The sequence below is a fragment of the Reyranella massiliensis 521 genome (genome assembly GCF_000312425.1).
In the GTDB taxonomy this organism is placed as follows: Bacteria; Pseudomonadota; Alphaproteobacteria; order Reyranellales; family Reyranellaceae; genus Reyranella; species Reyranella massiliensis.
In genome coordinates, this window is sequence record NZ_HE997181.1 from 5,216,851 (window position 1) to 5,243,159 (window position 26,309).

Here is a 26,309-nt window from a genome sequence, read left to right on the forward strand (position 1 = left end):
CCATGATTTCCCGCAAAGAGGTCGAGGCCGCCTGGGGTCTCATCCGGCCGCATGTTCGCCGCACGCCTGTTCTTGAACTGGAGTCCGGTTCGTTCGGCGTCGCCGCGCCGCTGGCGCTGAAGCTGGAGGCTTTGCAGGTCAGCGGCTCTTTCAAAGGCCGAGGCGCGTTCCACAAGCTGCTCGCCTCGACGGTGCCGGCAGCCGGCATCGTCGCGGCGTCGGGCGGCAATCACGGTGCCGCGGCGGCCTATGCGGCGCGGGCGCTGGGCCACAAGGCCGAGATTTTCGTGCCCACCATCGCCGCCCCGGCCAAGGTGGCGCGCTTACAAAGCTATGGCGCGGTCGTCCACCAGATCGGTGCCGTCTATGCCGAAGCTCGGGCCGCATCGGAGAAGCGTGCGGCGGAAACGGGCGCCCTGATCGCGCCGGCCTATGAAGATCCCGTAGTCTTCGCCGGCGCCGGCAGCGTGGCGCTGGAGTTTGCCGAACAGGCGACGTTCGACACTTTGCTGGTGGCAGTCGGCGGCGGCGGTTTGATCGCAGGTTGCGCGGCGGCGATCGGCGATCGGATCAAGATCGTGGCCGTCGAAACGGAAGGCACGCCCACGCTGCACGAGGCACTGAAGGCCGGCAAACCGGTCGATGTCGCCATCTCCGGTATCGCGGCCGATGCGCTGGGTGCGAGCCGCATCGGCACGCCCAATTTCGAGATCGCCCAGAAGCTCGTGCGCGAGTCCGTCCTCGTGAGCGACGATGCCGTGCGCACGACACAGCGGGCCTTGTGGGAAGCCCTGCGCCTCGTGGCGGAGCCTGCCGGTGCCACGGGCCTCGCGGCGCTGATATCCGGCGCCTATCGGCCGGCGGCGGGCGAGCGCGTCGCGACGCTGATCTGCGGCGCCAACACCGATCCGGCATCGGTCACCTAGGCCGCCATCGGAGAGGCGTGATGCGCAGGCGTTTGTCGGCCCGGTTCCTGATCCTGAACGAGGCCGGGCACGTTCTGCTGTTCCGATTCGTGCACAGGAAGGGCCCGCTGGCCGGCCAGGATTTCTGGGCGACGCCAGGAGGCGGGGTCGAGGAGGGCGAAACCCTGGAGCAGGCCGCCGTTCGCGAACTGATGGAGGAAACCGGCCTGCGGCGGAACGATCTGGGAATGGAAATCGCTCGCCGCGAAGTCGCCCTGCAGTTGCCCGACGGCGAGCACGCGATATCGGACGAGCGATACTTCGTGGTTCGGGTCGCCGCCGACGCCCTGTCATGGGAAAGCTGGACCGACTTCGAGCGCGAGGTCATGGTCGAGCATCGCTGGTGGTCGCGGCAGGACCTTCTGGAGGCGAAGGCGACGGTCTGGCCGGAGAACCTCGTAGAGATGCTCGACGCTGTTACCGTGTGACTTCGGTCACCACCGCTCGGTTGGCTTTGCCGGTACCGTCGCTGAAGTCATAGCGGATTGCGAATTTGTCGGCAGGCGAGATCCACCAGCGCGAGACCGAGCGTTGCCCTTTGCTGCCCTGTTCGGTCATCTCGATCAGGAAGGTGTCGATCATCTTGTCGGCCGGACCGGTACGGCGCTCGTAGCGCACGACCGTGAACAGATAGTTCCAGGTGGCGCCGCCCGCCGAGTATTGCGCCTCGACTTTCTTGCCAACTTCGAGCGGCCAGAGCCGTTCCGGGCGGAGTGCCTCGATATAGGCAGACAGGTTCGCGCCGTCCGGCGAAGGATTGTCGAACAGCAGGGCGCTGAGCTTGAAAGGCGCGCCGCCGACCCGTTCCATGGTGCAGGTCATGCCCTCGCGGCCCCGCGCCACGACTTTGACGCCGCTGTCGTAGGTGAACGTCGTGCCCGGCTCGGGACAAGCGAACTCCATGGTCTGTGCCGTCGCCACGAGGGGCGAGAGCAGGAGCGCGGCAAGGCCAGCCGACAAGGCGCATCGTTTCATGCGCCGATCATACAGAGCTGTCAGACGAAATGGCACGCCGCCTGCGCACCGTTGCTCACAGGTCTGAGTGCCGGCCGCTCGGTCCGGCAGCGATCCTGAGCGATCGGACAGCGCGAATGAAACGGGCAGCCGGCCGGTGGGTTGAGCGGGCTCGGCAGCTCGCCTTGCAAGACCGTGCGCTGGCGCGTCCGCGCGATCTTGGGATTGGCAATGGGCGCAGCTGCCAGCAGGGCCTTGGTGTAGGGATGCTGCGGGGTGCGCCAGATTTGATCGCGGCCGCCGATTTCGACCAGGGTGCCGAGATACATCACGGCCACGCGGTCGGCGATATGCTCGACCACGCTGAGATCATGGCTGATGAACAGATAGGAGACACCGAACTCGGTCTTCAGATCCTCGAGCAGGTTGATCACCTGGGCGCGTACCGAGACGTCGAGGGCGGAGACCGGCTCGTCGCAGATGATCAGTTTGGGGCCGAGTGCCAGCGCCCGGGCGATTCCGATCCGCTGCCGCTGGCCGCCGGAGAATTCATGCGGGAAACGCTGCTTGGCTTCCGACGGCAGGCCGACCCAGCCGAGCAGCGTCTCCAGCCGTGCGGCGATGGCGTCCGGCTTCCAGCCGGCCAGCACCATGGGCTGGGCGACGGAGCGGCCCACGGTCGACCGTGGATTGAGCGAGCCATAGGGGTCCTGGAAGATCATCTGCACCTTGCGGCGCATGTCGGTGAGCTCGGCGCGTGCCAGCGGTGCGATATCGATCCCCTCGACGCGGATTTCTCCGGCCGCTGCGGGAACGAGCTTCATGATCGCCTTGCCTAGGGTGGACTTGCCGCAGCCCGACTCGCCCACCAGCCCCAGGGTCTCCCCGACTGCGAGATCGAGGCTGACGCCGCTTACGGCGCGTACGACGCCGGCGGCGGTGTTGAAGCGGACATGGACGTCGCGCAAGGACAGAAGCGATGTCGAGGGTGAGGGGGACGTTGACGTTGAAGGTGACATGACTTTCAGCCTCCTTCGACGGCGAAGCAGGCGACCAGCCGGCCGGGCGCGGCTTCGCGCAGCGTCGGCCGTTCGCCGAGGCATCGTTCCATCACGCGCTTGCAGCGCGGGGCGAAGGCACAGCCCTGCGGCAGGGCATTGAGCGGGGGCACCATGCCCGGAATGTCGGCCAGGCGTTCGGCACGTTCCGCCCCCGGCGTCGGCGTCGCGCCGATCAGTCCGACCGTATAGGGATGCAGGGGGGCCTCGAAGAGATCGTCGACGCTCGCCTCCTCGACCTTGCGGCCGGCATACATCACCACGACCCTGTCGGCGGTCTCCGCTACCACGCCGAGATCGTGGGTGATGAAGATCATCGCCATCCCGGCGTCGGTCTGCAGTTTCTTCAGCAGCGCCAGCACCTGCGCCTGCACCGTGACGTCGAGCGCCGTCGTCGGTTCGTCGGCAATCAACACCGACGGGCTGCAGGCGATCGCCATGGCGATCACGACCCGCTGGCACATGCCGCCGGAGAGTTGGTGTGGATAGGCGTCGAGGCGGCGGGCGGCGTCGGGCATGCCGACCAGTTCGAGCAGTTCGAGAGCCCGCGCCCGCGCCGCCCTGCGGCTGAGGTCGGCATGGGCCGTCAGCACCTCGACGATCTGCTTTTCGATCGTGGCGACCGGGTTCAGCGAACTCATCGGGTCCTGGAAGATCATGCCGATCTCCTTGCCCCTGACATCGAGCATGTCGTCTTCGGACAAGGCGACGATGTCGCGTCCGTTCAGCCGCACTTCGCCACCGATGATGCGCGCGGGCGGATCGGGCAGCAGACGCATGATCGACAGCGCCGACAGCGACTTGCCGCAGCCGGATTCGCCGACCAGGGCCACGGTTTCGCCGGCGCCGACGGTGAGGCTCAGTCCGTCGACGGCCTTCATCTCGCCGCGGCGCGTGAACAGCGTGGTGCGCAGATCGCGCACTTCGAGAGGCGATGCCATCTCAGCGATCCCTGAGCTTGGGGTTCAGCGCATCGTTCAGCCCGTCGCCGACCAGGTTGAGGCAGAGCACGGTGAGCATGATGGCCACGCCGGGAATGGCGCAGATGTACCAGGAGCTGCGGATGAGCAGCCGGCCGTCGCCGACCAGCCGCCCCCAGCTCGCGATGTTGGGGTCGCCGAGGCCGAGGAAGGACACCGCCGATTCGAACAGGATGGCGCCAGCCACGACCAGCGAAGACAGTACGATGACCGGCGGCAGGGCGTTGGGCAGGATCTCGGTGGCGATGATCTTGAAGTCGCCCATGCCCATCGACCGACAGGCTTGTACGAATTCGCGGTCGCGCAGCGCCAGAAACTCCGCCCGCGTCATGCGTGCAATCGGCGTCCAGGTCACCACGCCGATGGCGACGACGATGTTGTCGAGCGTCGAGCCCAGGATCACCACGATGGTGAGCACGAAGATCAGGTTGGGAATGGTCTGGAACAGCTCGGCGAGGCGCATGACGATTTCGTCGATCCAGCCGCCGAAGTAACCGGCAGTGGCGCCGACGCCGACGCCGATGAAGGTGGCGACGGCCGAGGCGAACAGGCCGATCAGCAGGGTCGCCCGGGCGCCATGTACGATCATGGCGAGGATGTCGCGCCCGAGCGAGTCGGTGCCGAGTGGAAACTCGGGATCCTCGCCCGGCCATAGTTCCGGCATGCCCACGATGCGCAGCGGATCGCCGGGAAAGAGGACCGAAGCAAAGATGGCCATGAGGGCGACCACCAGGATCAGGCAGGCGCCGGCCAGCGCGCCGCGATTGCGCGCGAAGCGACCGAAGAACTCGAAGCGCGGGGAGGCAAGGCTGGCCATCAGCGGATCTCGATGCGTGGGTCGAGCCACATGTAGATGAGGTCGACGGTGATATTGGCGGCGATGACGACCAGCGAACCCAGCACCATGATGCCGAGCACCACGGGGTAGTTGCGCGAGCTCACGCTGTCGAACAGCAGCGAGCCGATGCCGGGCCAGCTGAACACGCTCTCGATCACCACGCTGCCGGCCAGCACGGTGCCCATCTGTACGCCGAGAATGGTGACGACGGGCAGCAGTGCGTTGCGCAGGACGTGGTTGATCGTCACCTTGTTGCGGCTGAGCCCCTTGGCGCGCGCGGTGCGCACGAAGTCGGCCTGTGCCACCTCCAGCATCGAGGATCGCATGACGCGGGTGTAGGTCGCGGCATAGAACAGGCCGAGCGCCAGAGTCGGCAGGATGAGGTGGTGCAGGATGTCGAGTATCCCGCCGCCGCCGCCGATCTTCATCATGCCGCCGACCGGCAACCAGCCGAGCTTCACGGAGAACAGCACGATCAGCATGATGCCGAGCCAGAAGCTCGGTGCAGCGTAGAAGAACATGGCCGCGACTGAAACCAGGCTGTCCCAGAAAGTGCGGACCTTCATCGAGGCGACGACGCCGGCGGCGACGCCGACCGAGACGGCGAGGGTAATGCTCGACACCATCAGCAGCAGAGTTGCCGGCAGATGCATCCAGATCGCCTGGATCACCGGCATGTTCTGTCGGTAGGAGAAGCCGAAATCGAACTGCAGCAGCGCCCAGATATATTTCAGGAGCTGCATCCAGACCGGATCCTCGAGCCCGTACGTCTTGCGCAGGAGCTCGATGGTGGCAGGGTCGCTCACCTGGTTCTCGGCCGTCATCAGCTCGAGAAAGCTGCCGGGCGCGAGCTGGATCAGGCCGAAGTTGATGATCACGACACCCAGCATCAGCGGCACGGCCTGGATCAGCCGTCGCCGCAGGAGCTTGAGCGCCGCCATCCGGCGGGAGGACCCGCCCTTCGTCCGAGCTGCCGCCGAGCGAGGAAGGGCGCTCGACGGATGGAGGACGGCGGCGGGAGCGGGAGGAACGGCGGGAGCGGCAGCCGAGCCCGCCTCCTTTAGCTCGCCAGCCATATGTCCGCCCAGCCGGCTGCGAGGTAGTTGGGGTCGTTGGAGTGGTTCTGCACCTTGGTGCTGGCGACCGTGATCGATTCCAGCTCGGTCAGTGGCAGTAGCGACGCCTCCTGGGTGGTGATCTTCTGGAACTCGACCACCAGAGCCTTGCGCTTCACCGGATCGGTCTCGACCTTGATCTTGTCGACCAGGGCGTCGAGATCGGGGTTGGAGTAGCCGTTGGCATTGCGGAAGGGCACGCCCTTCTTGATGCCGTCGGTGGTGAAATACTGGGTCGTGGTCGGAATCGGCTCCGACGGATTGGCCTGGTTGGAGATTGCCAGGTCGAAGTCGTAGTCGGTGTAGATGCGCTTGATCGAGGTCGGGCGGTCGGGCACCGAAAGCGTGACGCCGACCCCGACATCCTCGAGCGCCTGTTTGACGTAGGCGCCGACCTTGCCGTTGTCGGAAAACCAGCCCGCCGCCAGTAGGTTCACGGTGAAGCGCTTGCCGTCGGCTTTCTTCGGAAAGCCCGCCGCGTCGAGGAGCGCCGCCGCCTTCTTCGGATCAAAGCCGGTCTTGTAGGTATCGGCCGTGAAGAATTCCTTGTTTGGCGAATAGATCGGGCTCGTGCCCGGCCGGGCGTAACCGTAGTAGACAGTCTTGGCGATGAATTCGCGGTTGATGGCGTGGAAGATGGCCTGCCGGACCTCGCGCTTGGCGAAGACCGGGTTGCGCATGTTGCACTCCAGCGTGGTCGACCACACTGCCTCCTCGTAACCTTTGGACGTGGCCACAAACTTGCCCGTGGCGGTCAGACGCTTGATGTCCGGCGGAGCGATCGGGTTGAAGACGCCGATATGGATATCGCCCGCCTCCATGGCCGCGGCCCGGCCGGCCGGATCACGCACGTAGCGGATGATCAGGCGGTCGAGATAGGGCAGGTCCTTCTGCCAGTAATTCTCGTTCTTGACGTACTCAAAATGGCTGCCGCGCACCCATTCCTTGAACTTCCACGGACCCGTGCCGATCGGTGCGTTGTTCGCCGGATTGGTGATTGGGTCACTGCCGGCGTAGATGTGTTTGGGCAGGATGTAGTTGACGTTGGCCGACAAGGTCGACGCAAAGAAGAATTCCGGCGTCGGCTTGGAATAGGTCATGACCACGGTATCGGCGTCCGGCGCCTCGACACTCACGAAGTCGGTCATCGCCGACGCGGCTGCGTACTTCTTCCAGATCTCGCCGATCGAATAGACGACATCGTCGACGGTCATCTCCTTGCCGTCGTGGAACTTGACGCCCTTGCGGATCTTGATGGTGTAGGACTTGAAGTCGGCCGACGGTTTCCAGCTCTCCGCCAGGGCGCCTTCGAAGACACCGTCCATGTTGCGATTGGCCAGACGTTCGAAGAGTTTCGACGAGGAGAAGGTCGGGCTGGACCCGCCGCCCGCCGGTACGTAGCAGGCCTGCGGCTCGCCGCCGCCCCAGGTTGCCACCAGCGTGCCGCCCCGTTTGGGGGTGCCTTGCGCCGGCGTTCCTTGTGCAAAGGCCGGCGTTACCGCCGCAATTCCGGTTGCCATGGCGCCGACACTGAAGATGCGCCGTGTAATGTAGTCGTTGTTGCTCATGAACCCCTCCGTTTCCCCTAGTCTTCCCCGTTGTCGTCCGCGGTGCCTTCCGCGTTGTCTTTCATGTTTCGTTGTCCGATGACGAAGCAATCTTCATACCTGCCGGCCGTCCGCCACCCTCAGCCACCTCCCCCGGCGGGCGGGGGAGGTCGAGAAGGGCGGTGCTAGGCCGGTAACGTCGAGTAGGTTGCGCGGCCGACGGCCACCAACGCTTTCTGGTCGTTGTAGACATCGACATCGACGACGCCGACGCTCTTGCCGGCGCGGCGCACCCGCGCTGTCGTGGTGAGCGCGGTCTTGATCGCGGGTCGCAGATAGTCGACGCGGAAATTGATCGTCGGCAGGCCGCGGCGCAGTGCCATCACCAGTGCATAATCGCCGACCGTGTCGATGATCGCCGCGATCGGGCCGCCATGCCATTGGCCGGAGCCGGCACCGCGCTCGAACTCCGGCTTCATCGTGCAGGTCATGGTGACCTCCTCGCGCGCCGGATCCGTTGCCGTCACCTTGAGGCCGAGAAAGGCGATGAAGGGCGAGCGGTCGAGCTGCGCCTGCATTTCCTGGGCGGTGAGCGGCTGTAGCTTTTCGCCGTTGTCCTTGCTCATGGTGTCACCACGATCTTGCCGAACACCTCGCGATCCTCGATGACGCGCAGTGCCTCGCGAGCCTCGGCGAGCGGGAAGACCTTGTCGACCAGTACCTTGAGCTTGCCGCTCTGAACAAGCTCGAGAAGCTTCTCGATGTCCGAGCGGACCCAGCCGTTGGACCCCAGAACCTTCAGCTCGAAGGTCCAGATGAAGCGGATATCTTCCTTCGGATCGTAGCCGGCCGTGGCGCCGCAGGTCAGCAAGCGGCCGCCGACCTTCAGGCACTTGAGCGAGTTCACCCAGGTGTCGCCGCCGGTATAGTTCACCACCACGTCGAGGCCCTGGTCGGTGCCCGAGCCGCGGCGCGTCGGCTTGCCGTACATCGCGAAGACTTCCTTCATGAAATCTTTCTCGATGTAGTTGATCGTCTTGTCGGCGCCGAGTTCGGCGAGGCGCTTGGCCTTGGCATCGGTGCCGGCGCAGGCGATGACCTCGGCGCCTGCGAGCTTGGCGAGCTGCAGGCAGCAGACGCCGACGCCGCCCGAGGCGCCCAGGATCAGCACCTTCTCGCCCTTGGCCACCTGGCCGTTGGTCACCATCATGCGCAGCGCCGTGCCGTAGGCCACGGGCAGGGCCGCCGCATCGGTGAAGCTCACGCCGTCGGGGATCCGGATGAGCTGGTGGGCGCGCGCCTTGCAGAGCTCGGCCAGGCCGCCATGCACTGTCTCGCCCATCAGGCCGCCTTCGACCCGGTTGATCGGATCGACCAGCACACGGTCGCCCTTCTTCCAGCCGGTGACGCCGGGGCCCACTTCGGCAATCTCGCCGGCCACGTCGAGGCCCATGATCGCCGGCATCGGCACCTTGATGCCGGGCATGCCGCGGCGGGTGAAGACATCGTGGTAGTTGAGGGACGACGCCTTGACCGCGACGATCACGTCGCCTTCGCCCGGCGTCGGGTCGGGGAAGCCGGTCTCGTAGACCAGGCGGTCCGGCCCGCCATGCTCACGGACAACTGCTGCTTTCATTTCATATCTCTCCAGTTGGGATTCGTTGGGCAAGCGCGCGCTTGTCGATCTTGTTGGTGCCGGCAAGCGGCATCTCCTCGACGAAGATCACGCGCCGCGGATGCTGGTAGGCCGGCGCATTTGCGAGCGCGTAGGTTTTCACGGCCTGTTCGTCGAGCGTGGCGTCGGGCGTCCTGACGACGAAGGCGATCGGCTTGTGGCCCTTGAGTTCGTCGGGAATCGGGATCACCGCGGCCTGATGGATGCCGGGGTGGCGCTCCAGCATCTTCTCGACCTCGCCCGGATAGATGTTTTCGCCGCCGCAGACGAACATGTCGTCGGCGCGGCCCACGAAGAAGAAGAAGCCGTTCTCGTCACGGCGGAAGACGTCACCGGTCCGGTAGTAGCCGTCCGGCGTCATCGCCTTGGCCGTGACTTCGGGCAGCTTGTGATAGTGCGTCATCAGGGCGCCGCACTTCATCTCGAGCACGCCTTCGTCGTTCACTTCCTTGCCGTCGCGCACCAGACGGAGCTGGACGGTGGGATGCGGATAGCCGGTCGAGAGTTCGGGCTGCGGGATGCCGTCGGGATGCGGGCCGAAAACCACGGGACCGGCCTCGGTGGTGCCGTAGCCATTGCTGATCTGCGCCGTCGGGAAAACCTTGCGGACCTGGTCGATCAGCGATTGCGTGATCGGCGCGGAGCCCATGCGGACGGCCTCGACGGCCGACAGGTCGTTCTTCGCCAGCAGCTCGCGCTCGCGCAGCATCATGGCGATCATGGTCGGGACCGAAGTGAGGAAGGCGACGCGATGCGCGGCGGCTGCCTCGATGTAGCCCTTGGCGGTGAACTGCGGCAGCAGGACCACGGTGTCGCCGTGGGAGAAGGTGGTCTGGCACATGGCGAGACCGTTCATGTGATAGAGCGGTGCCGCCACGATGGAGCGCTGGCCGAACGCGCCCCCGCGGCGCTGGCGTTGGCTGATCGCCCAGAGGTGCGAGTAGTGCGACAGCACCACCCCCTTGGGGCGGCCCGTCGAGCCCGAGGTGTAGAGGAACATCGCCGGTTCCTCGCCCTTCATTGCCAGCGGCGTGAAGGGGCCTTCGTCCAGAAGGTCGGCGAAATCCCGGTCGAACGAAATCTTGGGTACGCTATCGGGTGCAAGGGCCAGGCGCTGGTCGTCGCCGATCACCAGCTTGGCGTCGCAGTCGCCCACGATGTAGGCGACGGTCTCGGCCGGCAGCTTGTAGTTCACCGGCACCGAGACCAGGCCGGCCTGCATGGTGCCCAGGAAGGTAAACAGGAACTCGGCGCGGTTGGCGGACAGGATGGCCACGCGGTCGCCGCGCTGCAGACCGCGCTTCAGGAGCCCGCGGGCGACGGCGCCGCTCAGCCGCAGCAGATCGGCATAGGTATAGGTGCGTTCGGCGTTGTTACCGCCGACATCGATCAGCGCCACGCCGCTCGGCGGCACGTCGCGCGAGATCGCATCACCCTGATTGTCCCACTTGATCGTTACCATTTCGCAAGTCCCGCAATCGCTTGGTCGGTGAGTTCGAGGCCGGTATCGAGCGTGTCCTGGCGCCACTGACCGTCGAACGGACAGAAGGCGTCCATCATGTCGGCCTGCAGGGTCGCGCGCGTGTCGGGATCCAGGCCGTGCTGGCGGCGCAGCCACTGGTCGAGCCGCAGCACGCGGCGCATGTTGACGCCACGCGTGCCGAATTCGATCACGGCGCCACACATCGGGCGATTGCCGAGGAAGCGCTGCACGCCGTGGAAGACCAGCCCGGTATAGTTCGGCCGCGCCATGCCGTGCGGCCGCACGCCGTCGACATTCTCCTTGCCCCACCAGTCGCAAGCACGGGCGAACAACGGACCGCCGGCCTCGTTGAAGCAGAGGAAGAACGGCTTGCCGTAGTCGCCGATGCCGGTGTGCCAGTCGATGAAGGCCACGCGCTCGGCGGCCGACAAGGTCTCCTGGACGATCGTTTCCAGCGTGCGGTTGGACCATTCCCGGTCCTTGCCACCGAACATCAGCCCGTCCTGGTGCCGGTACTGACCGCGCGCCAGAGTGTCGAACAACGTGTCCTGGCCGTTGGCCTTCGCGAATCCTTCGAGGACACTGTTGACCCTGGCATTCTCGGCATCGGTCCAGTCGCGGATCAGTAGGCCGTCATGCAGCGTCTCGTAGTGGGGATTGTCGGGCGTGGCCCCCGCATCGCGATCGACGAAGTTGCGGTTGAGGTCGACGTTGTTCTCGGTAGTGCGCGTGAAGTGGGCGAAGCCGTAGGGGTTGAGGCCATGCACCAGCACGACGCCGACGCCGTCGGGCAGGCGCTCGGCGCCGCCGTTCATCAACCAGCCGATCTGCACTGCCGAGCCGGAGAAGCCTTCCTGGCCGTGCGTGCCGCTCACGAACAGGGCTTGCCGCGGCGCTTTGCGATCGCCGAGGCAGGCAACGTCGATCGCCAGCGGTCCGCCGTCCGGGGCTTTCTTCGCGGGATGGATATAGGAGCGGACGTCGGCCTTCGCCGCCGTCGCCGCCTTCAGGAATTTCGCGCGCGCGTTGGCATAGCTCGCCGCGAAGCAATCGTAGTATTCCATGTGCCCTTTCTCGGCCGCCGACCGACCCGTTCAACGGCTCGGCGCGGCTTTGTTGATCGCGCTTTCCGGCTATTCGATGAACTCCAGCACGGCATTCAGCGCCTGCTTTGCCGGTACGACGAGCCGGCCGGCACTCTCGGTCACGCCGCCGATCTTTCCTTCCTGCAAGGCACGTGCCGCCTTGGCGACCGACGTCGTGCGGAAGGTGAGGCCGGCCATGTAAGCCTTGCGGCCATCGGACTCGGGAACCGCATCGCCGAATTCCGCCTTGAGACGGGCCTCTGTGACGATGTCGAAGCGTGAATTGCCGACGACGACCGTCTTGCCGCCCTCGATGTCGCGCACCGACTCTTTTCCGAACATGTCAGCATAGAGCTGGGCGCCCGCTGCCGGGTCGGCCTCGACGATCAACGCACGCGCGATCGCCACCGTGCCGTTGGCGTGGTGGCGCCACTCATCGCGCCAGACGAGATCGCGGGTGAAGTGATGGCAGTAGTAGACGCGGCCGTAGGGTACGACACCTGCCTTCATGCGCACCGTGCGAAAGCGTGCGTCGCGCATGGCGCCGTCGACCTTGACCGGGCGCGTGAACTCGACCGGCGGTTCGACCGGCACGCCGGCCTTGGCCAGGGCGCCGTAGGTGATGGCGGAGTCCTCGGAGCCGAAAACCAGGCCATTCAAGCCATAGGAGAAGTCGAGCAGGTCCAGGCGGCCGCCAGTGGCGCCCTTGGGGATCGCGATCAGCTCGAGATAATCCGTGCCGAACATCGCGAGATGGTTCATCGAACCCAGCGAATGGTAACCGCGCTCGGTAAGGGTGAAACCCAGCCGGCGATAGATGTCGGCCGCGCGATCCATATCGTCGCGCGCATTGATGACCACGTGATCGAGCGTCGCCGCTGGCAATGTCATGCAGAACCCCTTTTGCCGACTGATGTGGCGTATCTTGGCACGCCGCTCACGTCAGTTTTTTTTATATTCCCGGTCGTTTGGCTCATGAGAGGAAACGTTTTCCAACCTTCATCATGTTCGTAGAATGAATGTCCAAATTCCCGCCTCCAGGCGAGAGTGATATCCGTCGGCAGGCTCCTTGCATGACGGTATCACCGTTTCGCACCAGAAGTTGCTTGTCGCGAACGAAAGCATCGTGACATGTCACGAGTCAAGGAAAGGTTGGTAGCACTCGTTTCGCCGGTCCAAGATGGTTGTCTAATGGGTATTATAGTTGATGGAACGACCGACCTGTGACATGTCACGGGCCGGTCGTTCCTCAAGGCGAGATTTCCGGGCAAGGATGGTGTCTATGGCGTCGAAGCTGCGCGGCAAGCGCAAGATGACCGCCGCAGCCAGTTCGCTCGGCGAGGAAATCTACCGGCGTATCCGGCGGGACATCATCGGTTGCGTCTTCGTGCCGGGTGAATCCTGCAGCGAAAGCCAGCTTGCCGACTTGTATGGCGTTGGCAAGGCGCCAGTTCGCTGGGCGCTGGCGGCCTTGTCGCGCGAGCGACTGGTGATCGCCCGGCCGCGTCAGGGCCATACGGTGGCGCCGCTCTCCATCGAATCGCTAAACGAAGTCTTCGGCGTGCGCCTGATCCTGGAGCCGGTGGCGGCGCGGTTGGCGGCCGGTCGTGCCGACATCACCCTTCTGAACCAGCTGCAGGACCGCATCACCGCCGGGATCCGGGCCGGCGACCGCCGCAGCGAACGCCGCTGGATCGAGGTGAACAACGCCTTTCATATCGAGATCACACGGGCGGCCGGCAACGAACGGCTCACCCAGATCGTGGCGACGCTGCTCGAGGAGAGCCAGAGAACAATGCATCTGCTCACCTTCGTCATCGAACGCGTCAAGTCGATCGGCGGCGATCATCGCGACCTGATCGAGGCGCTGGGCAGCGGCGATGGGGCGGCCGCCGAGCGCGTCGCGCGCCGGCATCTGGAGAACTCGCGGCGGCTCATGATGGATGCCCTGCTGAGCGGTGCCACCGCGGTCCCGCGGCGGAGCTGATTTTCCCGGTTCCTACGCGGGTGCGTTGCGGGCGATGACCTCGCGATAGAACGAAGCGCTGAGTTTCGGCGTCCGCTTCTGGGTCGCATAGTCGACATGGACGATGCCGAAGCGCGTTGCGTAACCGTCGGCCCACTCGAAGTTGTCGAGCAGGCTCCATAGAAAATAGCCCCGCACCGGGACGCCTGCGTCGGTAGCGCGCTGCAAATGCATCAGGCAGTTGCGCAGGTACATCACGCGATCGACGTCGTAGACCGTACCATCGGTGGCAGGCTCGTCGGTGGCCGATGCACCGTTCTCGGTGATGAAGATGTCCTTCACCTTCCAAAGGTTGGCGGCATGCCGCGGCGCCCAGTAGAGCACCTCCGGTCCGAGGGTCAGCCAGGGCGACGCCATGTGTGGATGCGACGCCTGGAGCGGCACCTCGACGAAGCCGGGCGCCGCCTCGCTGGCCAAAACGTACTTGCTGGGGGCGTAGACATTCAGGCCGACGAAATCGACCTTGCTGGAGATCGTCTTCAGGTCCTGCGGCGTGAAGCGGGGCGCGTCGGCGCCGGCTGCGGCGAGATAGGCATCGGTGTAGCGGCCCTCCATCATCACCGTGAGGTAGGGCGCGTTCAGTTCGCGTGTTGCCAGTTCGGCCGCGCGGATGTTCTCGACCGTTTCGATCGCGGGGACCGCCGTAGCGATGTTCTCCGCCGGCCCGACCCTGGTGCCGCGCCGGCCGCTGGCGCGCACCGCCTGGACGGCGAGGCCGTGCGCCAGTACGGCGTGATGGCGGACCTGGTTGAGCCGGGCGCCGTCGAGCTTGAGGCCTGGGGCGAACACACCGCTGCGATGACCTTGCTCTACGAAGGTCTGCATCTCGTTGATCGTGAAAACCTGACGCACGCGATCCGTCAACTTGCTGGCGACACGGGACGCGTAGTCGCCGAAGGCCTCGGCGGTGTCGCGCGACTCCCAACCGCCGCGCTCCTGCAGGGTCTGCGGCAGGTCCCAGTGATAGAGCGTCGCGAAGGGTTCGATGCCCGCGGCAAGCAGCTCGTCGACCAGGCGGTCGTAGAAGTCAAAGCCCTTGGGATTGGCCTTGCCCCGGCCGTCGGGAAACACGCGCGGCCAGGCGATCGAGAAGCGATAGGTTTGCGCCCCCATCCACTTCATCAGCGCGACGTCTTCCTTGTAGCGGTGATAGTGATCGACGCTGGTCTCGCCGCTCGAGCCGTCGCGAATGCGGCCGGGCTCCCGAGCGAACGTGTCCCAGATCGAAGGACCGCGGCCGTCGACCTGGGTGGCACCCTCGACCTGGTAGGACGACGTCGCCGTTCCCCAGCGAAAGCCATCCGGGAAACCCGTTGCGGCTCGGCGAGTGGGCGGCGATGTCCGGACCGTCGTGTGCGCCGTTCCATACGCCGTTGCTGCAAGGGCGGCGGCGCCGGCGCCCGTCATCCAGGCTCGGCGAGTCAGGCGGAATGGCATTGAGCCCGGACATCTCGTTCAGTCATGGACCGAACTAAGCATCCGCCATGCCATTCTCATCATAAAATAATCGTGCGCGCGTCAGTCCGACGCACAGTCCGTGCATTCAATCTCGTGGCGGGATCGTACCCGCCGGTCAGACGCTCTCGTTGCTCAGCACATTACCGAACAGCTCCCACGTCTCGCTCTTGAAGCGCTGCAGCCGCACGGACTGGATGGGATAGTAGTCGGTGGGGCTGGTGTTGATGGTGATGCCTGGTAGTAGCATCGGCACGACGAGGCGCTTCATGCTGGCCGCCTGTTTCATCAGGTTGGCGCGCGTCAGCTCGTCGCCGCAGCGCTTCAGGCAGTCGTGCATGGTGGCGCTAACGGCGTAGCCGTAGGCATTGAAGGAGTCCAACGGATTGCCCGTCGGGTGGTACTTGGCCATCCAGGCCTTCCATTCGATGAAATCGGGGGAGCTGGCCCATTGTGGATCGGTCGGATCCTTGAGGTAGGCTGCCGTGATGATGCCTTGGCTGGCGTCGAAGCCTGCAGGCTTCAACACCGACGTAACCGAAGCCGAGACGTTGGTGAGATAATGCGCCGGCTTCCAGCCGAGTTCGGCTACCTTGCGAATCGCCTGCGCGGCCGCCTTGGGCGCTGCATCGTTGAAGAACACGGTGGCGCCGGAATTCTTGAGCTGGATGATCTGGCTGTCCACGGTGGGGTCGGTGACCTCGTAGCTCACCGAAGCGACCACCATCTTCTCGTTCTCCTTGCCCAGGCCCTTCATGAAGCCAGCGACATAGTCCTTGCCCGAGTCGTCGTTCTGCCAGAGGACGGCGATCTTCTCGCCCTTGTGCTGGCTGAGCATGTGCTTGGCGTAAATGCCGCCCTCGGTCGCGTAGTCGGGTTGCCAGCCCATGGTCCACGGGAAGTTCTTCGGATCGCCCCACTTCGAAGCACCCGTGGCGACGAAGAGCTGCGGGACCTTCTTCTGGTTCAGATACTTGTGCACCACCGTGTTGGTAGGCGTACCCAGGAGCTGGAAGATCGCGAAGACCTTGTCGTCCTCGACGAGCTTGCGCACCATCTCGACGGTCTTGGGCGGCGAGTAGCCGTCGTCGTAGGTGATGAAGTTGACCTTGCGGCCGTTGATGCCGCCTTTGTCGTTCACCATCTGCCAGTAAGCCGCTTCGGCCTTGCCGATGACGCCGTAGGCGGAAAGCGGCCCGCTATAGGGATTGGTGTGGCCGAGCTTGATTTCGGTGTCACTGACGCCCGGATCGTACTTCTTCTGCGCACGTACGATAGATGGCGCGAAAACGAGGGCAGCACTGACGGCCGCGAAATCGCGGCGACGCATCTTGACCATTACCGTTTCCTCCAGTCGCTTGTTTAGAGCAGATGGCCTGCTCGCTCAGCCTTGGTGCGAAGGTAATTCTCGTTATGGCCGTTCGATGGGAATGAGTGCTGCACACGCGCGACGACCTCGATGCCGTAGCGTTCGAGCTGTGCGATCTTCTCGGGATTGTTCGTCATCAGCCGGACGCGCTTGATGCCCATGCGGGTGAGCATGGTGGCGGCCGGTGCGTAGATACGCTCGTCGGCATCGAAGCCCAGCTGCTCGTTGGCGTCGATCGTGTCGAAGCCGTCGTCCTGCAATTCGTAGGCGCGCAGCTTGTTGACGAGGCCGATGCCGCGCCCCTCCTGCGCGAGATAGAGAAGGACGCCCGAACCATGCTGGGCGATCTGGGCGATGGCCCCGCGCAGTTGCACGCCGCAGTCGCAGCGCAGCGATCCCAGAAGATCGCCGGTAAAACATTCCGAATGCAGGCGGATCAGCACCGGCTCGGTGGGGTCGATCTCGCCCACTACGATGGCGAGATGTTCCTTGCCGCCGTCGCTCGGCCGCCACGCCAGAATGCGGGCATTCTCGGCGCCTTCCAGCGGCACATGCGCCTGCGCCACCTGCTGCAGGTTGCGAGACGCCGTCTCTTCGTAGGCGGCGACATCGGTGGCATCCACATAGACGATGTCCTGTTCGCGCGCCCACTCGCGCCGTTTGTTGCCGGGATCGCGGCTGAGCGGTCCCAGCACGACGGCGGGCAGCAGACGAGAGAGCTTGGCGAGTTCGATCGCCGTCTCGGCAATTTGCGGCGCGTGGCTGGCGACCGGCCGCGACAGGTGGCGCAGCGCGACATGGCGGCCGGCATTCTCGGTCTCGTGCGGCCGCAGGATGATGTCGACCGGCACGCCTTCGGGCAGGTCGAGCGTGATCGGCTTGTTGGTTTCGCCCATGCCGCCGGCGATATGCGGCGGGATATCCATGCCGATCGCTTCGGCGCGGCGGCGCGTGGTGACCAGTACGGGCGCGTTCTGGGCCAGGCCCTGCAGGCGCTGCAGGGCGCGCGGGCCGCAGGATTCGGCGGCAATGACAAGGCCGCCGCTGCCGTCCTCGCCGCGCAGCACGACGATGCCGCCGCGGCGCAGCTCGGCCATGGAGCGCTCGACGGCGGCGACTGCAGATGCGGTGCGAGAGTGAACGGAACCGGGACTCATGCTTCTATCTACCATGCCGGCGGGATTTTACTGAAGCGGGCCGCTTTTGTGTCCAAATCGTACCGGATAGAGTGACTTTGGGATGGCTGGCAGGTGGCACAAGCATGTCCGTAAACAATCGCGGCAAGAAGATTCTCCTGGTCGACGACGACCAGTCGCTGCGCACGGTGCTGGCGGAGCAACTCGACCTCTATGATGGTTTCACGACCATCCAGGTCAGCACGGCGGCGGAAGGGCTGGAAAAGGCCAAGCTCGCGCATTTCGACGCGATCCTGCTCGACATCGGCCTGCCCGACATGGACGGGCGGGAACTCTGCAAGCTGATGCGCCGGCAGGGTGTGCGGGCCCCGGTCATCATGCTCACGGCCGCCGACAGCGATGCCGACACCATTCTTGGCCTCGAATCGGGCGCCAACGACTATGTGACCAAGCCGTTTCGCATCAACGTCCTGCTCGCCCGGCTGCGCGCCCATCTGCGCCAGCACGAGCGCAGCGAAGATGCCGTGATGACCATCGGCCCCTACGAATTCCACCCAGCGGCCAAGATGCTGATGGAGAAGGGCGGCAAGAAGAAGGTCCGGCTGACTGACAAGGAAGCCTCGATCCTGAAATACCTCTTCCGCGCTGGCGATCGGCCGGTGGCGCGCGACATCCTGTTGAACGAGGTCTGGGGCTACAACGCTGGCGTCACCACCCACACGCTGGAAACCCATATCTATCGCCTGCGGCAGAAGATCGAGAAGGATCCGGCCAGTGCGGCCATCCTGATCACCGACCGTGGCGGCTACCGCCTCCAGCCCTGATCGGCCGCTATTTGCCTAATGCGAGAGGGGACTTGCCACAAATTGAACAAGGCGTCATCTTTCTGGGAGACAGGAACCCAAGAATGAGCCCGGGAGGGACAGCGCCATGACCACGCAACGGATCTACGCCTTGCCCGTCGACGTGACCCAGTGGACGTTCGATGGCGCGACGGATCTCCAATTCAATTGGGAATACGACGACGGGTCCGCGCCGCTGCTCGAGCTTTACGAGAAGGGCAAGCAGCAGCAGTGGGATGCCAGCACGCGGCTCGACTGGTCGCTGGAACTCAATCCGGACAATCCGATGGAGCTCAAGGACGAGGCGATCTCGATCTACGGCACCGACTACTGGAACAAGATGAACGACAAGGAGAAGGGCTGGCTGCGCCAGCATCTCCAGGCCAATTCGATCTCGCAGTTCATGCATGGCGAGCAGGGCGCGCTGATCGCGACCGCCAAGATCGTCGGCACCGTGCCGGACATGAACGCCAAGTTCTATGCCGCCACGCAGGTGATGGACGAGGCCCGCCACGTCGAGGCCTACAAGCGCCTGCTGCACGAGAAGTTCCAACTCGCCTATCCGATCAACAAGGCGCTGCAGAAGCTCCTGGAGCAGACGCTGACCGACCGCCGCTGGGACATGACCTATCTCGGCATGCAGGTGCTGATCGAAGGGCTAGCCCTCGCGGCCTTCCAGTCGATCCGCGACAAGTCGGGCAATACGCTGGCCGGCGCGGTGAACGCCTATGTGATGCAGGACGAGGCGCGCCATGTCTCGTTCGGCCGTCTTGCCCTGCGCGAGTACTATCCGCACCTCTCCGAGGCCGAACGCGACGAGCGCGAGGAGTTCGTGGTCGAAGCGCTGTATTTCATGCGCGATCGCTTCAATCAGTCCGAAGTATGGGAGCGACTCGGCCTGCCGGCCAAGGTGCTGGACGAAATCCACTACAATTCCAAGCAGATGAATTCCTTCCGCGGCCGGCTGTTCAGCCGCGTCGTGCCCACGGTCAAGGATATCGGCCTGTGGGGGCCGCGGGTGCAGAAGGCCTTTGCCGAGATGGGCGTGATGGAATACGCCAAGGTCGACGTCGCCGAGCAGCTCGCCAACGACGGCAAGGTCGCCGAGGAGTTCGACAAGAAGATGTTTGTCGAGCGGGCAATCGCGGCGGAGTAACTATCCAGTCACCGCCTGTTGATCTCCCGCGACGCGGGCGATGCGTTAGCGTGCGGCTTCCTTTCAGGAGGCCGCCGTGTCCAGTGTATCGCGCCGTCCTTTCCTGATTTCGCTTCTCTCCGTCTGCACTTTCGCCCTGCCGCTTCAGGCGCAGGAGACCATGCGCGTGCGTGGCACGATCGAGAAGGTCGAGGGGCCGCTGCTCCTCGTAAAGTCGCGCGACGGGGCAGATCTGAAGATCGTGACAGGCGACGCGCTCTCGGTCGTTGCGATGGTCAAGGCCGACGTCACCGACATCAAGCCGGGCACCTATGTGGGGGCGAGTGCGTTGCCGCAGGCTGACGGCAGCCTGCACGCAATCGAGGTGCACATCTTTCCCGAGTCGATGCGTGGTGCGGGCGAAGGCCATCGGCCGTGGGATCTGCAGCCACAAGCCACCATGACCAACGCCAATGTCGAGCAGATGGTGACTGGCACCGACGGCGACACGCTCACCGTCAAGTACAAGGACGGCGAGAAGAAGGTGGTGGTGACGCCCGAGACCGTCGTGGTCGTCTACGCACCGGGCGACAAGGCTGACCTGAAGCCCGGCACAGGCATCTTCATCGGCGCTGCCGAGATGCGGACCGATGGCACCTTGGCAGCTTCGCGCATCGCCTACGGCAAGAACGGCCTCATGCCGCCGATGTAGGTCGCGGCTTCGTCAGGTCGAACAGCAGGACAATCAGCAGCAATCCGGCGGGCACCAGCAGCGGATAGGCCACGTGCGCGACCAGCATTGCGCCGATCACGGCGCCCACGAGATAGCCGCTCCAGGTGAGCGTCATCAGCACGGCGTTGATCGCCGACGGCGGCTTGACGTCGGCGCCCGGCCACATCCAGTCGACGATGGCATCGGCGGTTCGGGCGAGCGTGCTGGTCACCACGACGGTGCTGATGGCACTGCCGGCAAAGCTGGTGATCGTCGAGGCCTGGATACCCATGGCAAGCGCGACGATCATCACGGCAGCCTCCTCGCCGATATCGAAGAAGCCTACGCCTGCGATGATGGCCGCCTCGATCAATAGGCCAGCTACCGGCGATCGCCGCAGGCGAAGCAGCGCGCGCGCCATCATCGCGCCGACAAGGAAAGCGGCCAACGGCGTCAGGTGATGCCAGGCGCCGACATAGTCGGTCCGGGCGAGATCGATGCCGGCCAGGACCGTGTTGCCGGTCATGTTGGCGGCGAACACGCCACCCATGGTGATGTAGCCAACGGCGTCGGCGATGCCGGCGACGACCGTCAGCAGAGCCGCCTGGGTAACGGGTTCGATGCGAATCGCTACACCACGTCGTAGGTGATCTCGACCTCGGGCCCGAAGCAATGGCCCTGGCAGGTCAGGATCCAGTTGTTGGCGAGATCGTCGGGTGTGTAGATGTCGTTCTTGGCCAGCACGACCTTGCCCTTGATGCGCTTGGCCGCGCACGAGGCGCAGAACCCCTCCTCGCAGGAGGAGAGCGGATTGAGGCCTGCGCCGCGCGCCGCTTCGAGAATGGTGAGACCCTTGCGGTAGGGCACCTTGTGCACCTTGCCCTCGAAATGGATGACGATCTCGCTCGGGATCACGTCGCCTTCTGCCGGCGGCTCGACCGGAACGGCGTCGTTGCCCGATGCCTCGAAGCGCTCGATCAGCACCCGCTCGCGCGGCATGCCGGCAGCAAGGAGCGACGCCTCGACCATGTTCATGAAGGGGCCGGGACCGCAGAGATAGGCCTCGGCGTTCTCGAAGCCCTTGACGGCGGCGACGACTTCCTCGGGCTTGGTCAGGCCCTGAACCGCATCGAGGTGATGGATGACTTCGAGCCGCCCGGGGTGAGCCTGGGCCAGCGCCTCGAACTCGGCGTCGAAGATCACCGACGGCTTGTCGCGATTGGCATAGAAGAGGCGAATACGGCGCTTGCCCGACTTCAGGGCGCTTTTGATCAGCGACATCATCGGCGTGATGCCGCTGCCGCCGCCCAACAGCAGCAGGGGGGCTTCGCCTTGGCCCAGCACGAAGCGGCCGGCCGGCGGCAGCACGTCGAGCGTGCCGCCCTCCTTCAGCGAATCATGAAACCAGTTGGAGCCTTTGCCTCCCTTGACGCGTTTCACCGTCACCTTGGGCAGGCCGTCGGTCTCAGGGGCACTCGACAGCGAGTAGCAGCGGTTGAAGGCGCCGTCCGCGTGGGGCACCCGGAAGGTCAGGAACTGGCCGGCTTTGTAGCGGTACTTTTCGGCCAGATCGGCCGGAATTTCGAAGACGAAGGAGCGCGCATCGGGCGTTTCCTGGATGATCTTGGCGATGCGCAGGCTGTTGTAGGACATCGATAAATCCGTTCTCAAAAACCCCGATTTCCGTGCGGGACTCTCCTAGCAGACTGTGATAGGTTCCGCTCAGAAAAATGAACGGAGCGTCATGTTTACTGCTCCGTCAGGGGATGGGACTAGGTTCAGCGCCAGGAGGTCAAGAGCCCATGACGACGCAAAAGATTTATCAGCTGCCGGTCGAAGTCACGAATTGGAAGTTCGATGGCGCTACCGAGATCGCCTTCAACTGGGAATACGAAGACGGTTCGGCCGACCTCCTGAATCTTTACGAAAAGGGCAAGCAGCAGCAGTGGGACACCAGCACGCGTATCGACTGGAGTCAGGAGCTGTTCGAAGACAACCCGATGGGCATGGCCGACGAGTCGATTCCGATCTACGGCTCTCCCTTCTGGGAGAAGATGACCGAGAAGGAAAAGAACTGGTTGCGCTTCAACCTGCAGTGCCATTCGATCTGCCAGTTCATGCACGGCGAGCAGGGCGCTTTGATCGCGACCGCCAAGATCGTGAACACCGTGCCGGACATGAACGCCAAGTTCTATGCGGCTACGCAGGTGATGGACGAGGCGCGCCACGTCGAGAGCTACAAGCGACTGATCCATGAGAAGTTCAAGGCGGCCTATCCGATCACCGATTCGCTGAAGAACCTGCTCGAGCAGACGCTGACCGATCGCCGCTGGGATATGACCTATCTCGGCATGCAGGTGCTGATCGAAGGTCTGGCGCTCGCCGCCTTCCAGCGCATTCGCGACACCGCCAAGAACAATCTGGCCGGTGCGGTGAATGCCTATGTCATGCAGGACGAAGCGCGGCACGTCACTTTCGGCCGCATGGCGCTGCGCGAATACTACCCGCACCTCTCCGACCACGAACGGGCGGAGCGCGAGGAGTTCACCGTCGAGGCGCTCTACTTCATGCGCGATCGCTTCAACCAGGCCGAGGTCTGGATGCGCTCCGGCCTGCCGGTCGATAAGCTCATGGAATACGCCTACAACTCGGGCTCCATGCAGGCGTTCCGCTCGCGTCTCTTCACCCGTATCGTGCCGATCCTGAAGGAGATCGGCCTGTTCGGACCGAAGGTGCAGAAGGCACTGGGCGACATGGGTGTGATGGAATACGCCAAGATCGACGTCGAGAAGCTGATCGGCAACGACATGAAGGTCGCCGAAGACTTCGACGCCAAGAAGTTCGTGAAGGACGCGATCGCCGCCGAATAGCGGCGCGATCCGTGGAATTTGAAAGGGGCGCCATTGGCGCCCCTTTCTTATTGGCCCTGGTTCACTTGCACGTATCGATGCGTGGCGGTGCGTCGAGCACGGTCGCCACCTTAGAAATGTCGAGGCAACGCTCGCCGATCCAGGCCTTGCCCTGCACGAAGAGGGCAAAGCGCGCGAAGGTGTCGGCCTGTTCCGCGGGGGTCGGACGGTTGCGCGCGAGCAACCAGGCCAGCGCATAGATGTTGCCGGTCGCGAAATCCGCCGCTGCCACGTCGGGGTCCTTGTCCCACATCGCGGCATTCTTCTTCGCGGCACCCGTGGGATCGGGCAGGGCGGCGAGCCAGGCATGGGCGTTGCTCGCCAGCGCATAGGGGCCGCCATTCTGGCTGCGCAGGCCCTTCACCTGCTCGGCGACGCCGATATAGCCTTGGCCTTCGACCGTGCTGCCGGCGCAGCCGCGGCGGCAAAGCGCAACGAATGTCAGATACTCCGCCAAAATGATCTCGACATTGCCATTGTTGTGCTTGCGCCAGGCGCGCGCCAGGTGCCAGCCCTGCGTCAGTTCCGATCCCCACGGCTTGGCGGCGATCTGCGGTTGATCGCGTTCCAGTTCGCCGATCACCGCCTGCGCGCCAGCCTGCCATTCAGGGGGAATCTGCGCGGCCGCCGGTGTGACGCCGCACAGGACCAGCAACAATATCAGGATGGTTCGTCTCATGGTGGCGCTCCCTAGTACTTGCGGGCCGTCTTGCGATCGCGGCTTTCGTATTGAACGAGGTCGTCGGCCCGCAGCACGGTGGCGTCGGGCGGCATCAGCCAACGCATCTGGGCCGGTTTGATCAGGCGATAGTGGCGTGCATCGTCCAGGGCGGCGCCGACGTCCCAGCAATTCTCCTCGCCGGTGATCCAGGTCTCCGGCACGAAGCGGCGCAGGTCGAACGCGACCGAATAAGTGCGCAGCGTCTTGCGGCCATTGTTGAAATACTCGTGAAAGTACGACATCGCGAGTTCGCGCAGGTTGCGATAGACTGGGTCGCGCCAACGCAGCCAGGCATGGTTGCTCTTGGAGATGGCGCCCCAGCAGCCGTTGCGCCGGAACAGGGTGACGACGTGGTCTGAATCGTCCTTGGCTGCCGTCAGATCCATGACCAACGGCGGTTCGCCCTGCAGCCAGAGCGCGCAGGCCGCCACGAAGGCCGCTTCGAGGCAATGGGCTTCGCGATGGCGCAGCGCACCGCGCACGGAACGCAGCGTGTCGCCGTTGTGCTCGAAATTGGCATGCAGACCCACGACGAATTCCTGAATGCGCTGCGGCGTCTTCAAGGCTCCGAGGATTCGGCCTTCATCAGCGGTAAGGCCGAGATCGGCAGGAGTGGGACGTTTGCGTCTGCGCATCTACTGCAATAGTGCCGCGGCGGGGTGCGGCAGGCCAGAAAATGTGGCCAGCGACGCGGGTCAAGGCGGTTGGTGGAGCTGAGGGGGATCGAACCCCTGACCTCCTCATTGCGAACGAGGCGCTCTCCCAGCTGAGCTACAGCCCCCTCCGACCCGGAGAACCGCGCGGATAAGGCTTGCGGGGCCACCTGTCAAGCAAACCGGCGTGTGTTAGCGTCCGGCCCGGACATCTTCCCGCGTATCGAATCGAAAGGTAGACCCGTGGCCAACGCCAAGAAAGTAGTACAGACGGCAGCGGCGCCCAAGGCGCTCGGCCCCTATTCGCAGGCCATCGTCGCCAACGGCCTGGTGTTCTGCGCTGGCCAGATCCCGCTCGACCCCAAGACCGGCGACATCGTCGAGGGCGGCATTGCGGAGCAGACGCATCAGGTGCTGAAGAACCTGCAGGCGGTGCTGAAGGAGGCGGGCAGCGGGCTCGACCGCGCCGTGAAGACCACCGTGTTCCTGAAGAGCATGGACAGCTTCGTCGCCATGAACGAGGTTTACGGCCGGCCGGAATATTTCGGCGGCGCGGCGCCCGCACGCTCGACCGTCGAAGTGGCGCGCCTGCCGCGCGACGTCATGGTCGAGATCGAAGTCGTGGCGCTGGCTTGATCGGCCGCTGCCTGTGAACCAAGAAGATTGATGGACGAACATGGGTGATCCCGTGAGCTGGCTGCTGGGATTGAGCGCGGTACTGCTGTTCTCGGTCGTGATCGGCCACATTCTGGTGGCGTTGCTGTTGATCATCCCGACCTGGCGCATCTGCCAGCGCGCGGGCTTCTCCGGCGCGCTGGCGCTGTTCCATCTGGTGCCGTTGATCGGCTCGTTCATCGTCATGGGCGTGCTGGCCTTCAGCGACTGGCCGAACGGCGAAGCACGGCGGCAAGTGTTTCCGCTAGGTCGATAGATGGGCGCCGAGATTGCGGCCCTGATGGGCTTTTTCGGAATCACGGGCGCCTTTGCCCTGATCGGCACCGTGCTGGCCGGCTGGATGGCGTGGCGGATCGTCGAGAAGGCCGGCCTGCCGGGCTGGACCGGGCTGGGCTCCATCCTGCTCAGCCTGACCGCCGTCGGGGCCATCATCCCCCTCATCCTTCTCTGGGTGTTCGCCTATATGCGCTGGCCGCGCGACGAACCTGCGTCCGCCTCGCAGGGCTATGCACCGTCTCCGCCGCGCGGATCGTCGCCGCCGGCCGGGCCGGCTGCCCTGGCGCCGCCGCTGGCCGCCTTGCCCGACGGCCGCGGCTGGAAACTTACCGGCGTGCTCGCCAACGGCAGCACGGTCTCGCTGGCCGTCTACGGCGGCCCCGCGACCTACGCCCTGACGGGCGCGCTTGCCGCGGCGCCGACTGATCTCAGCGTGCCCGACCCCTCGGTCGGGCAACCGCATGCCCGCCTCATGACGGCGGGTCAGCGGCTCGGCCTGGAGGATCTCGGCAGTCCCGGCGGCACTTTCATCGACGGCGCCCGATTGCTGCCCGAGCACGGTCCGCGCGACATCAGCGCAGCCCGCACCATCCGCCTCGGCAGCGTCGAACTCGCCCTGACGCGAGCCTGAAATAGGCTTGTGATCGACAATCTCACCCGAGTAGGGTGCGCGCGGCCGGCGGCTCGCCGGTTTTGACAG

Annotated in this window: 28 protein-coding genes and 1 tRNA gene; 10 read left to right on the forward strand and 19 right to left on the reverse strand. The window is 64.7% G+C overall.

From position 1 onward, the window contains the following. Nucleotides 1-2 precede the first annotated feature (2 nt). Nucleotides 3-926, forward strand: a complete 924-nt coding sequence (locus BN60_RS25415; RefSeq protein ID WP_020699001.1) for a threonine/serine dehydratase — start codon at nt 3-5, stop codon at nt 924-926. Between the two features lie 20 nt (nt 927-946). Next, nucleotides 947-1,393 (forward strand): NUDIX hydrolase, encoded by a 447-nt coding sequence (locus BN60_RS25420; RefSeq protein ID WP_020699002.1) that lies wholly within the window; start codon nt 947-949, stop codon nt 1,391-1,393. Here BN60_RS25420 and BN60_RS25425 read toward each other — a convergent pair. From BN60_RS25425 to BN60_RS25475, 11 genes are all read right to left on the reverse strand, one after another. Beyond that, a complete protein-coding gene (locus BN60_RS25425; RefSeq protein ID WP_148283523.1) occupies nt 1,383-1,940 on the reverse strand; it encodes a hypothetical protein in 558 nt (185 codons plus the stop codon). The genes BN60_RS25420 and BN60_RS25425 overlap by 11 nt on opposite strands. A 20-nt stretch (nt 1,941-1,960) precedes the next feature. Continuing rightward, the gene (locus tag BN60_RS25430; RefSeq protein ID WP_043284336.1) at nt 1,961-2,938 is read right to left on the reverse strand and encodes an ABC transporter ATP-binding protein; all 978 of its coding nucleotides are present in this window, start codon (nt 2,936-2,938) and stop codon (nt 1,961-1,963) included. Nucleotides 2,939-2,943: 5 nt separating this feature from the next. Next, complete coding sequence (locus BN60_RS25435; protein ID WP_020699005.1) at nt 2,944-3,918, reverse strand: ABC transporter ATP-binding protein; 975 nt, start codon at nt 3,916-3,918, stop codon at nt 2,944-2,946. A gap of 1 nt (nt 3,919) precedes the next feature. Continuing rightward, nucleotides 3,920-4,774, reverse strand: a complete 855-nt coding sequence (locus BN60_RS25440; protein ID WP_020699006.1) for an ABC transporter permease — start codon at nt 4,772-4,774, stop codon at nt 3,920-3,922. Next, nucleotides 4,774-5,736, reverse strand: coding sequence for an ABC transporter permease (locus tag BN60_RS25445; RefSeq protein ID WP_020699007.1), 963 nt, complete (start codon nt 5,734-5,736; stop codon nt 4,774-4,776). The genes BN60_RS25440 and BN60_RS25445 overlap by 1 nt, the downstream gene beginning before the upstream one ends. Before the next feature lie 119 nt (nt 5,737-5,855). Beyond that, on the reverse strand, nt 5,856-7,478 hold the full coding sequence (locus BN60_RS25450) for an ABC transporter substrate-binding protein (RefSeq protein ID WP_020699008.1): 1,623 nt from the start codon (nt 7,476-7,478) through the stop codon (nt 5,856-5,858). Nucleotides 7,479-7,642: 164 nt separating this feature from the next. After that, nucleotides 7,643-8,083, reverse strand: a complete 441-nt coding sequence (locus BN60_RS25455) for a PaaI family thioesterase (protein WP_020699009.1) — start codon at nt 8,081-8,083, stop codon at nt 7,643-7,645. Next, nucleotides 8,080-9,093, reverse strand: a complete 1,014-nt coding sequence (locus tag BN60_RS25460; protein ID WP_020699010.1) for a zinc-binding dehydrogenase — start codon at nt 9,091-9,093, stop codon at nt 8,080-8,082. The genes BN60_RS25455 and BN60_RS25460 overlap by 4 nt, the downstream gene beginning before the upstream one ends. A gap of 1 nt (nt 9,094) precedes the next feature. Continuing rightward, on the reverse strand, nt 9,095-10,594 hold the full coding sequence (locus BN60_RS25465) for a class I adenylate-forming enzyme family protein (protein WP_020699011.1): 1,500 nt from the start codon (nt 10,592-10,594) through the stop codon (nt 9,095-9,097). Beyond that, nucleotides 10,588-11,679 (reverse strand): M14 family metallopeptidase, encoded by a 1,092-nt coding sequence (locus BN60_RS25470; protein WP_020699012.1) that lies wholly within the window; start codon nt 11,677-11,679, stop codon nt 10,588-10,590. The genes BN60_RS25465 and BN60_RS25470 overlap by 7 nt, the downstream gene beginning before the upstream one ends. Nucleotides 11,680-11,748: 69 nt before the next feature. Further along, the gene (locus BN60_RS25475; protein WP_020699013.1) at nt 11,749-12,591 is read right to left on the reverse strand and encodes a VOC family protein; all 843 of its coding nucleotides are present in this window, start codon (nt 12,589-12,591) and stop codon (nt 11,749-11,751) included. 391 nt (nt 12,592-12,982) lie between these two features. On the opposite strand from BN60_RS25475, the gene BN60_RS25480 reads away from it, so the two are divergent. Next, nucleotides 12,983-13,687: a GntR family transcriptional regulator gene (locus tag BN60_RS25480; protein WP_020699014.1), complete on the forward strand. Its 705-nt coding sequence runs from the start codon at nt 12,983-12,985 to the stop codon at nt 13,685-13,687. Nucleotides 13,688-13,699: 12 nt separating this feature from the next. Here BN60_RS25480 and BN60_RS25485 read toward each other — a convergent pair whose 3' ends face one another. The 3 genes from BN60_RS25485 to ribA all read right to left on the reverse strand — a co-directional run bounded on the left by BN60_RS25485 (nt 13,700) and on the right by ribA (nt 17,707). Then, nucleotides 13,700-15,163 (reverse strand): GH1 family beta-glucosidase, encoded by a 1,464-nt coding sequence (locus BN60_RS25485; protein WP_020699015.1) that lies wholly within the window; start codon nt 15,161-15,163, stop codon nt 13,700-13,702. Between the two features lie 136 nt (nt 15,164-15,299). Then, nucleotides 15,300-16,520 carry an ABC transporter substrate-binding protein gene (locus BN60_RS25490; protein ID WP_020699016.1) on the reverse strand — a complete coding sequence of 407 codons (1,221 nt, stop codon included), beginning with the start codon at nt 16,518-16,520 and terminating at the stop codon, nt 15,300-15,302. Between the two features lie 23 nt (nt 16,521-16,543). Continuing rightward, nucleotides 16,544-17,707: a GTP cyclohydrolase II gene (gene ribA / locus BN60_RS25495; protein ID WP_215905940.1), complete on the reverse strand. Its 1,164-nt coding sequence runs from the start codon at nt 17,705-17,707 to the stop codon at nt 16,544-16,546. Between the two features lie 104 nt (nt 17,708-17,811). On the opposite strand from ribA, the gene BN60_RS25500 reads away from it, so the two are divergent. The 3 genes from BN60_RS25500 (at nt 17,812) to BN60_RS25510 (ending at nt 20,375) form a co-directional block, all read left to right on the forward strand. Beyond that, nucleotides 17,812-18,510 carry a response regulator transcription factor gene (locus BN60_RS25500; protein ID WP_020699018.1) on the forward strand — a complete coding sequence of 233 codons (699 nt, stop codon included), beginning with the start codon at nt 17,812-17,814 and terminating at the stop codon, nt 18,508-18,510. Between the two features lie 106 nt (nt 18,511-18,616). Then, on the forward strand, nt 18,617-19,684 hold the full coding sequence (locus tag BN60_RS25505; RefSeq protein WP_020699019.1) for a ferritin-like domain-containing protein: 1,068 nt from the start codon (nt 18,617-18,619) through the stop codon (nt 19,682-19,684). Nucleotides 19,685-19,760: 76 nt separating this feature from the next. Continuing rightward, nucleotides 19,761-20,375 carry a DUF5666 domain-containing protein gene (locus tag BN60_RS25510; protein WP_020699020.1) on the forward strand — a complete coding sequence of 205 codons (615 nt, stop codon included), beginning with the start codon at nt 19,761-19,763 and terminating at the stop codon, nt 20,373-20,375. On the opposite strand, the gene BN60_RS25515 is transcribed toward BN60_RS25510, so the two are convergent. Both BN60_RS25515 and BN60_RS25520 read right to left on the reverse strand, forming a co-directional pair. Next, complete coding sequence (locus BN60_RS25515) at nt 20,359-21,048, reverse strand: YoaK family protein (RefSeq protein WP_177324861.1); 690 nt, start codon at nt 21,046-21,048, stop codon at nt 20,359-20,361. The genes BN60_RS25510 and BN60_RS25515 overlap by 17 nt on opposite strands. Continuing rightward, the gene (locus BN60_RS25520; RefSeq protein ID WP_020699022.1) at nt 21,006-22,028 is read right to left on the reverse strand and encodes a ferredoxin--NADP reductase; all 1,023 of its coding nucleotides are present in this window, start codon (nt 22,026-22,028) and stop codon (nt 21,006-21,008) included. The genes BN60_RS25515 and BN60_RS25520 overlap by 43 nt, the downstream gene beginning before the upstream one ends. A gap of 149 nt (nt 22,029-22,177) precedes the next feature. Between BN60_RS25520 and BN60_RS25525 the strand changes: the two genes are divergently transcribed. Next, the gene (locus tag BN60_RS25525) at nt 22,178-23,245 is read left to right on the forward strand and encodes a ferritin-like domain-containing protein (RefSeq protein ID WP_020699023.1); all 1,068 of its coding nucleotides are present in this window, start codon (nt 22,178-22,180) and stop codon (nt 23,243-23,245) included. Between the two features lie 61 nt (nt 23,246-23,306). Here BN60_RS25525 and BN60_RS25530 read toward each other — a convergent pair whose 3' ends face one another. The 3 genes from BN60_RS25530 to BN60_RS25540 form a co-directional block, all read right to left on the reverse strand. Further along, nucleotides 23,307-23,963, reverse strand: a complete 657-nt coding sequence (locus BN60_RS25530; RefSeq protein WP_020699024.1) for a hypothetical protein — start codon at nt 23,961-23,963, stop codon at nt 23,307-23,309. A gap of 11 nt (nt 23,964-23,974) precedes the next feature. After that, nucleotides 23,975-24,640: a hypothetical protein gene (locus BN60_RS25535; protein ID WP_148283524.1), complete on the reverse strand. Its 666-nt coding sequence runs from the start codon at nt 24,638-24,640 to the stop codon at nt 23,975-23,977. Nucleotides 24,641-24,710: 70 nt separating this feature from the next. Beyond that, a tRNA-Ala gene (locus tag BN60_RS25540) sits at nt 24,711-24,786 on the reverse strand. Between the two features lie 115 nt (nt 24,787-24,901). Here BN60_RS25540 and BN60_RS25545 point away from each other — a divergent pair. The 3 genes from BN60_RS25545 to BN60_RS25555 are packed head-to-tail and all read left to right on the forward strand — an operon-like array spanning nt 24,902 to nt 26,240. After that, nucleotides 24,902-25,294 (forward strand): RidA family protein, encoded by a 393-nt coding sequence (locus BN60_RS25545; protein WP_020699026.1) that lies wholly within the window; start codon nt 24,902-24,904, stop codon nt 25,292-25,294. A gap of 40 nt (nt 25,295-25,334) precedes the next feature. Beyond that, on the forward strand, nt 25,335-25,589 hold the full coding sequence (locus BN60_RS25550; protein WP_020699027.1) for a hypothetical protein: 255 nt from the start codon (nt 25,335-25,337) through the stop codon (nt 25,587-25,589). After that, entirely contained in the window at nt 25,590-26,240 is a 651-nt protein-coding gene (locus tag BN60_RS25555) for an FHA domain-containing protein (protein ID WP_020699028.1), read from the forward strand. Nucleotides 26,241-26,309: the final 69 nt, after the last annotated feature.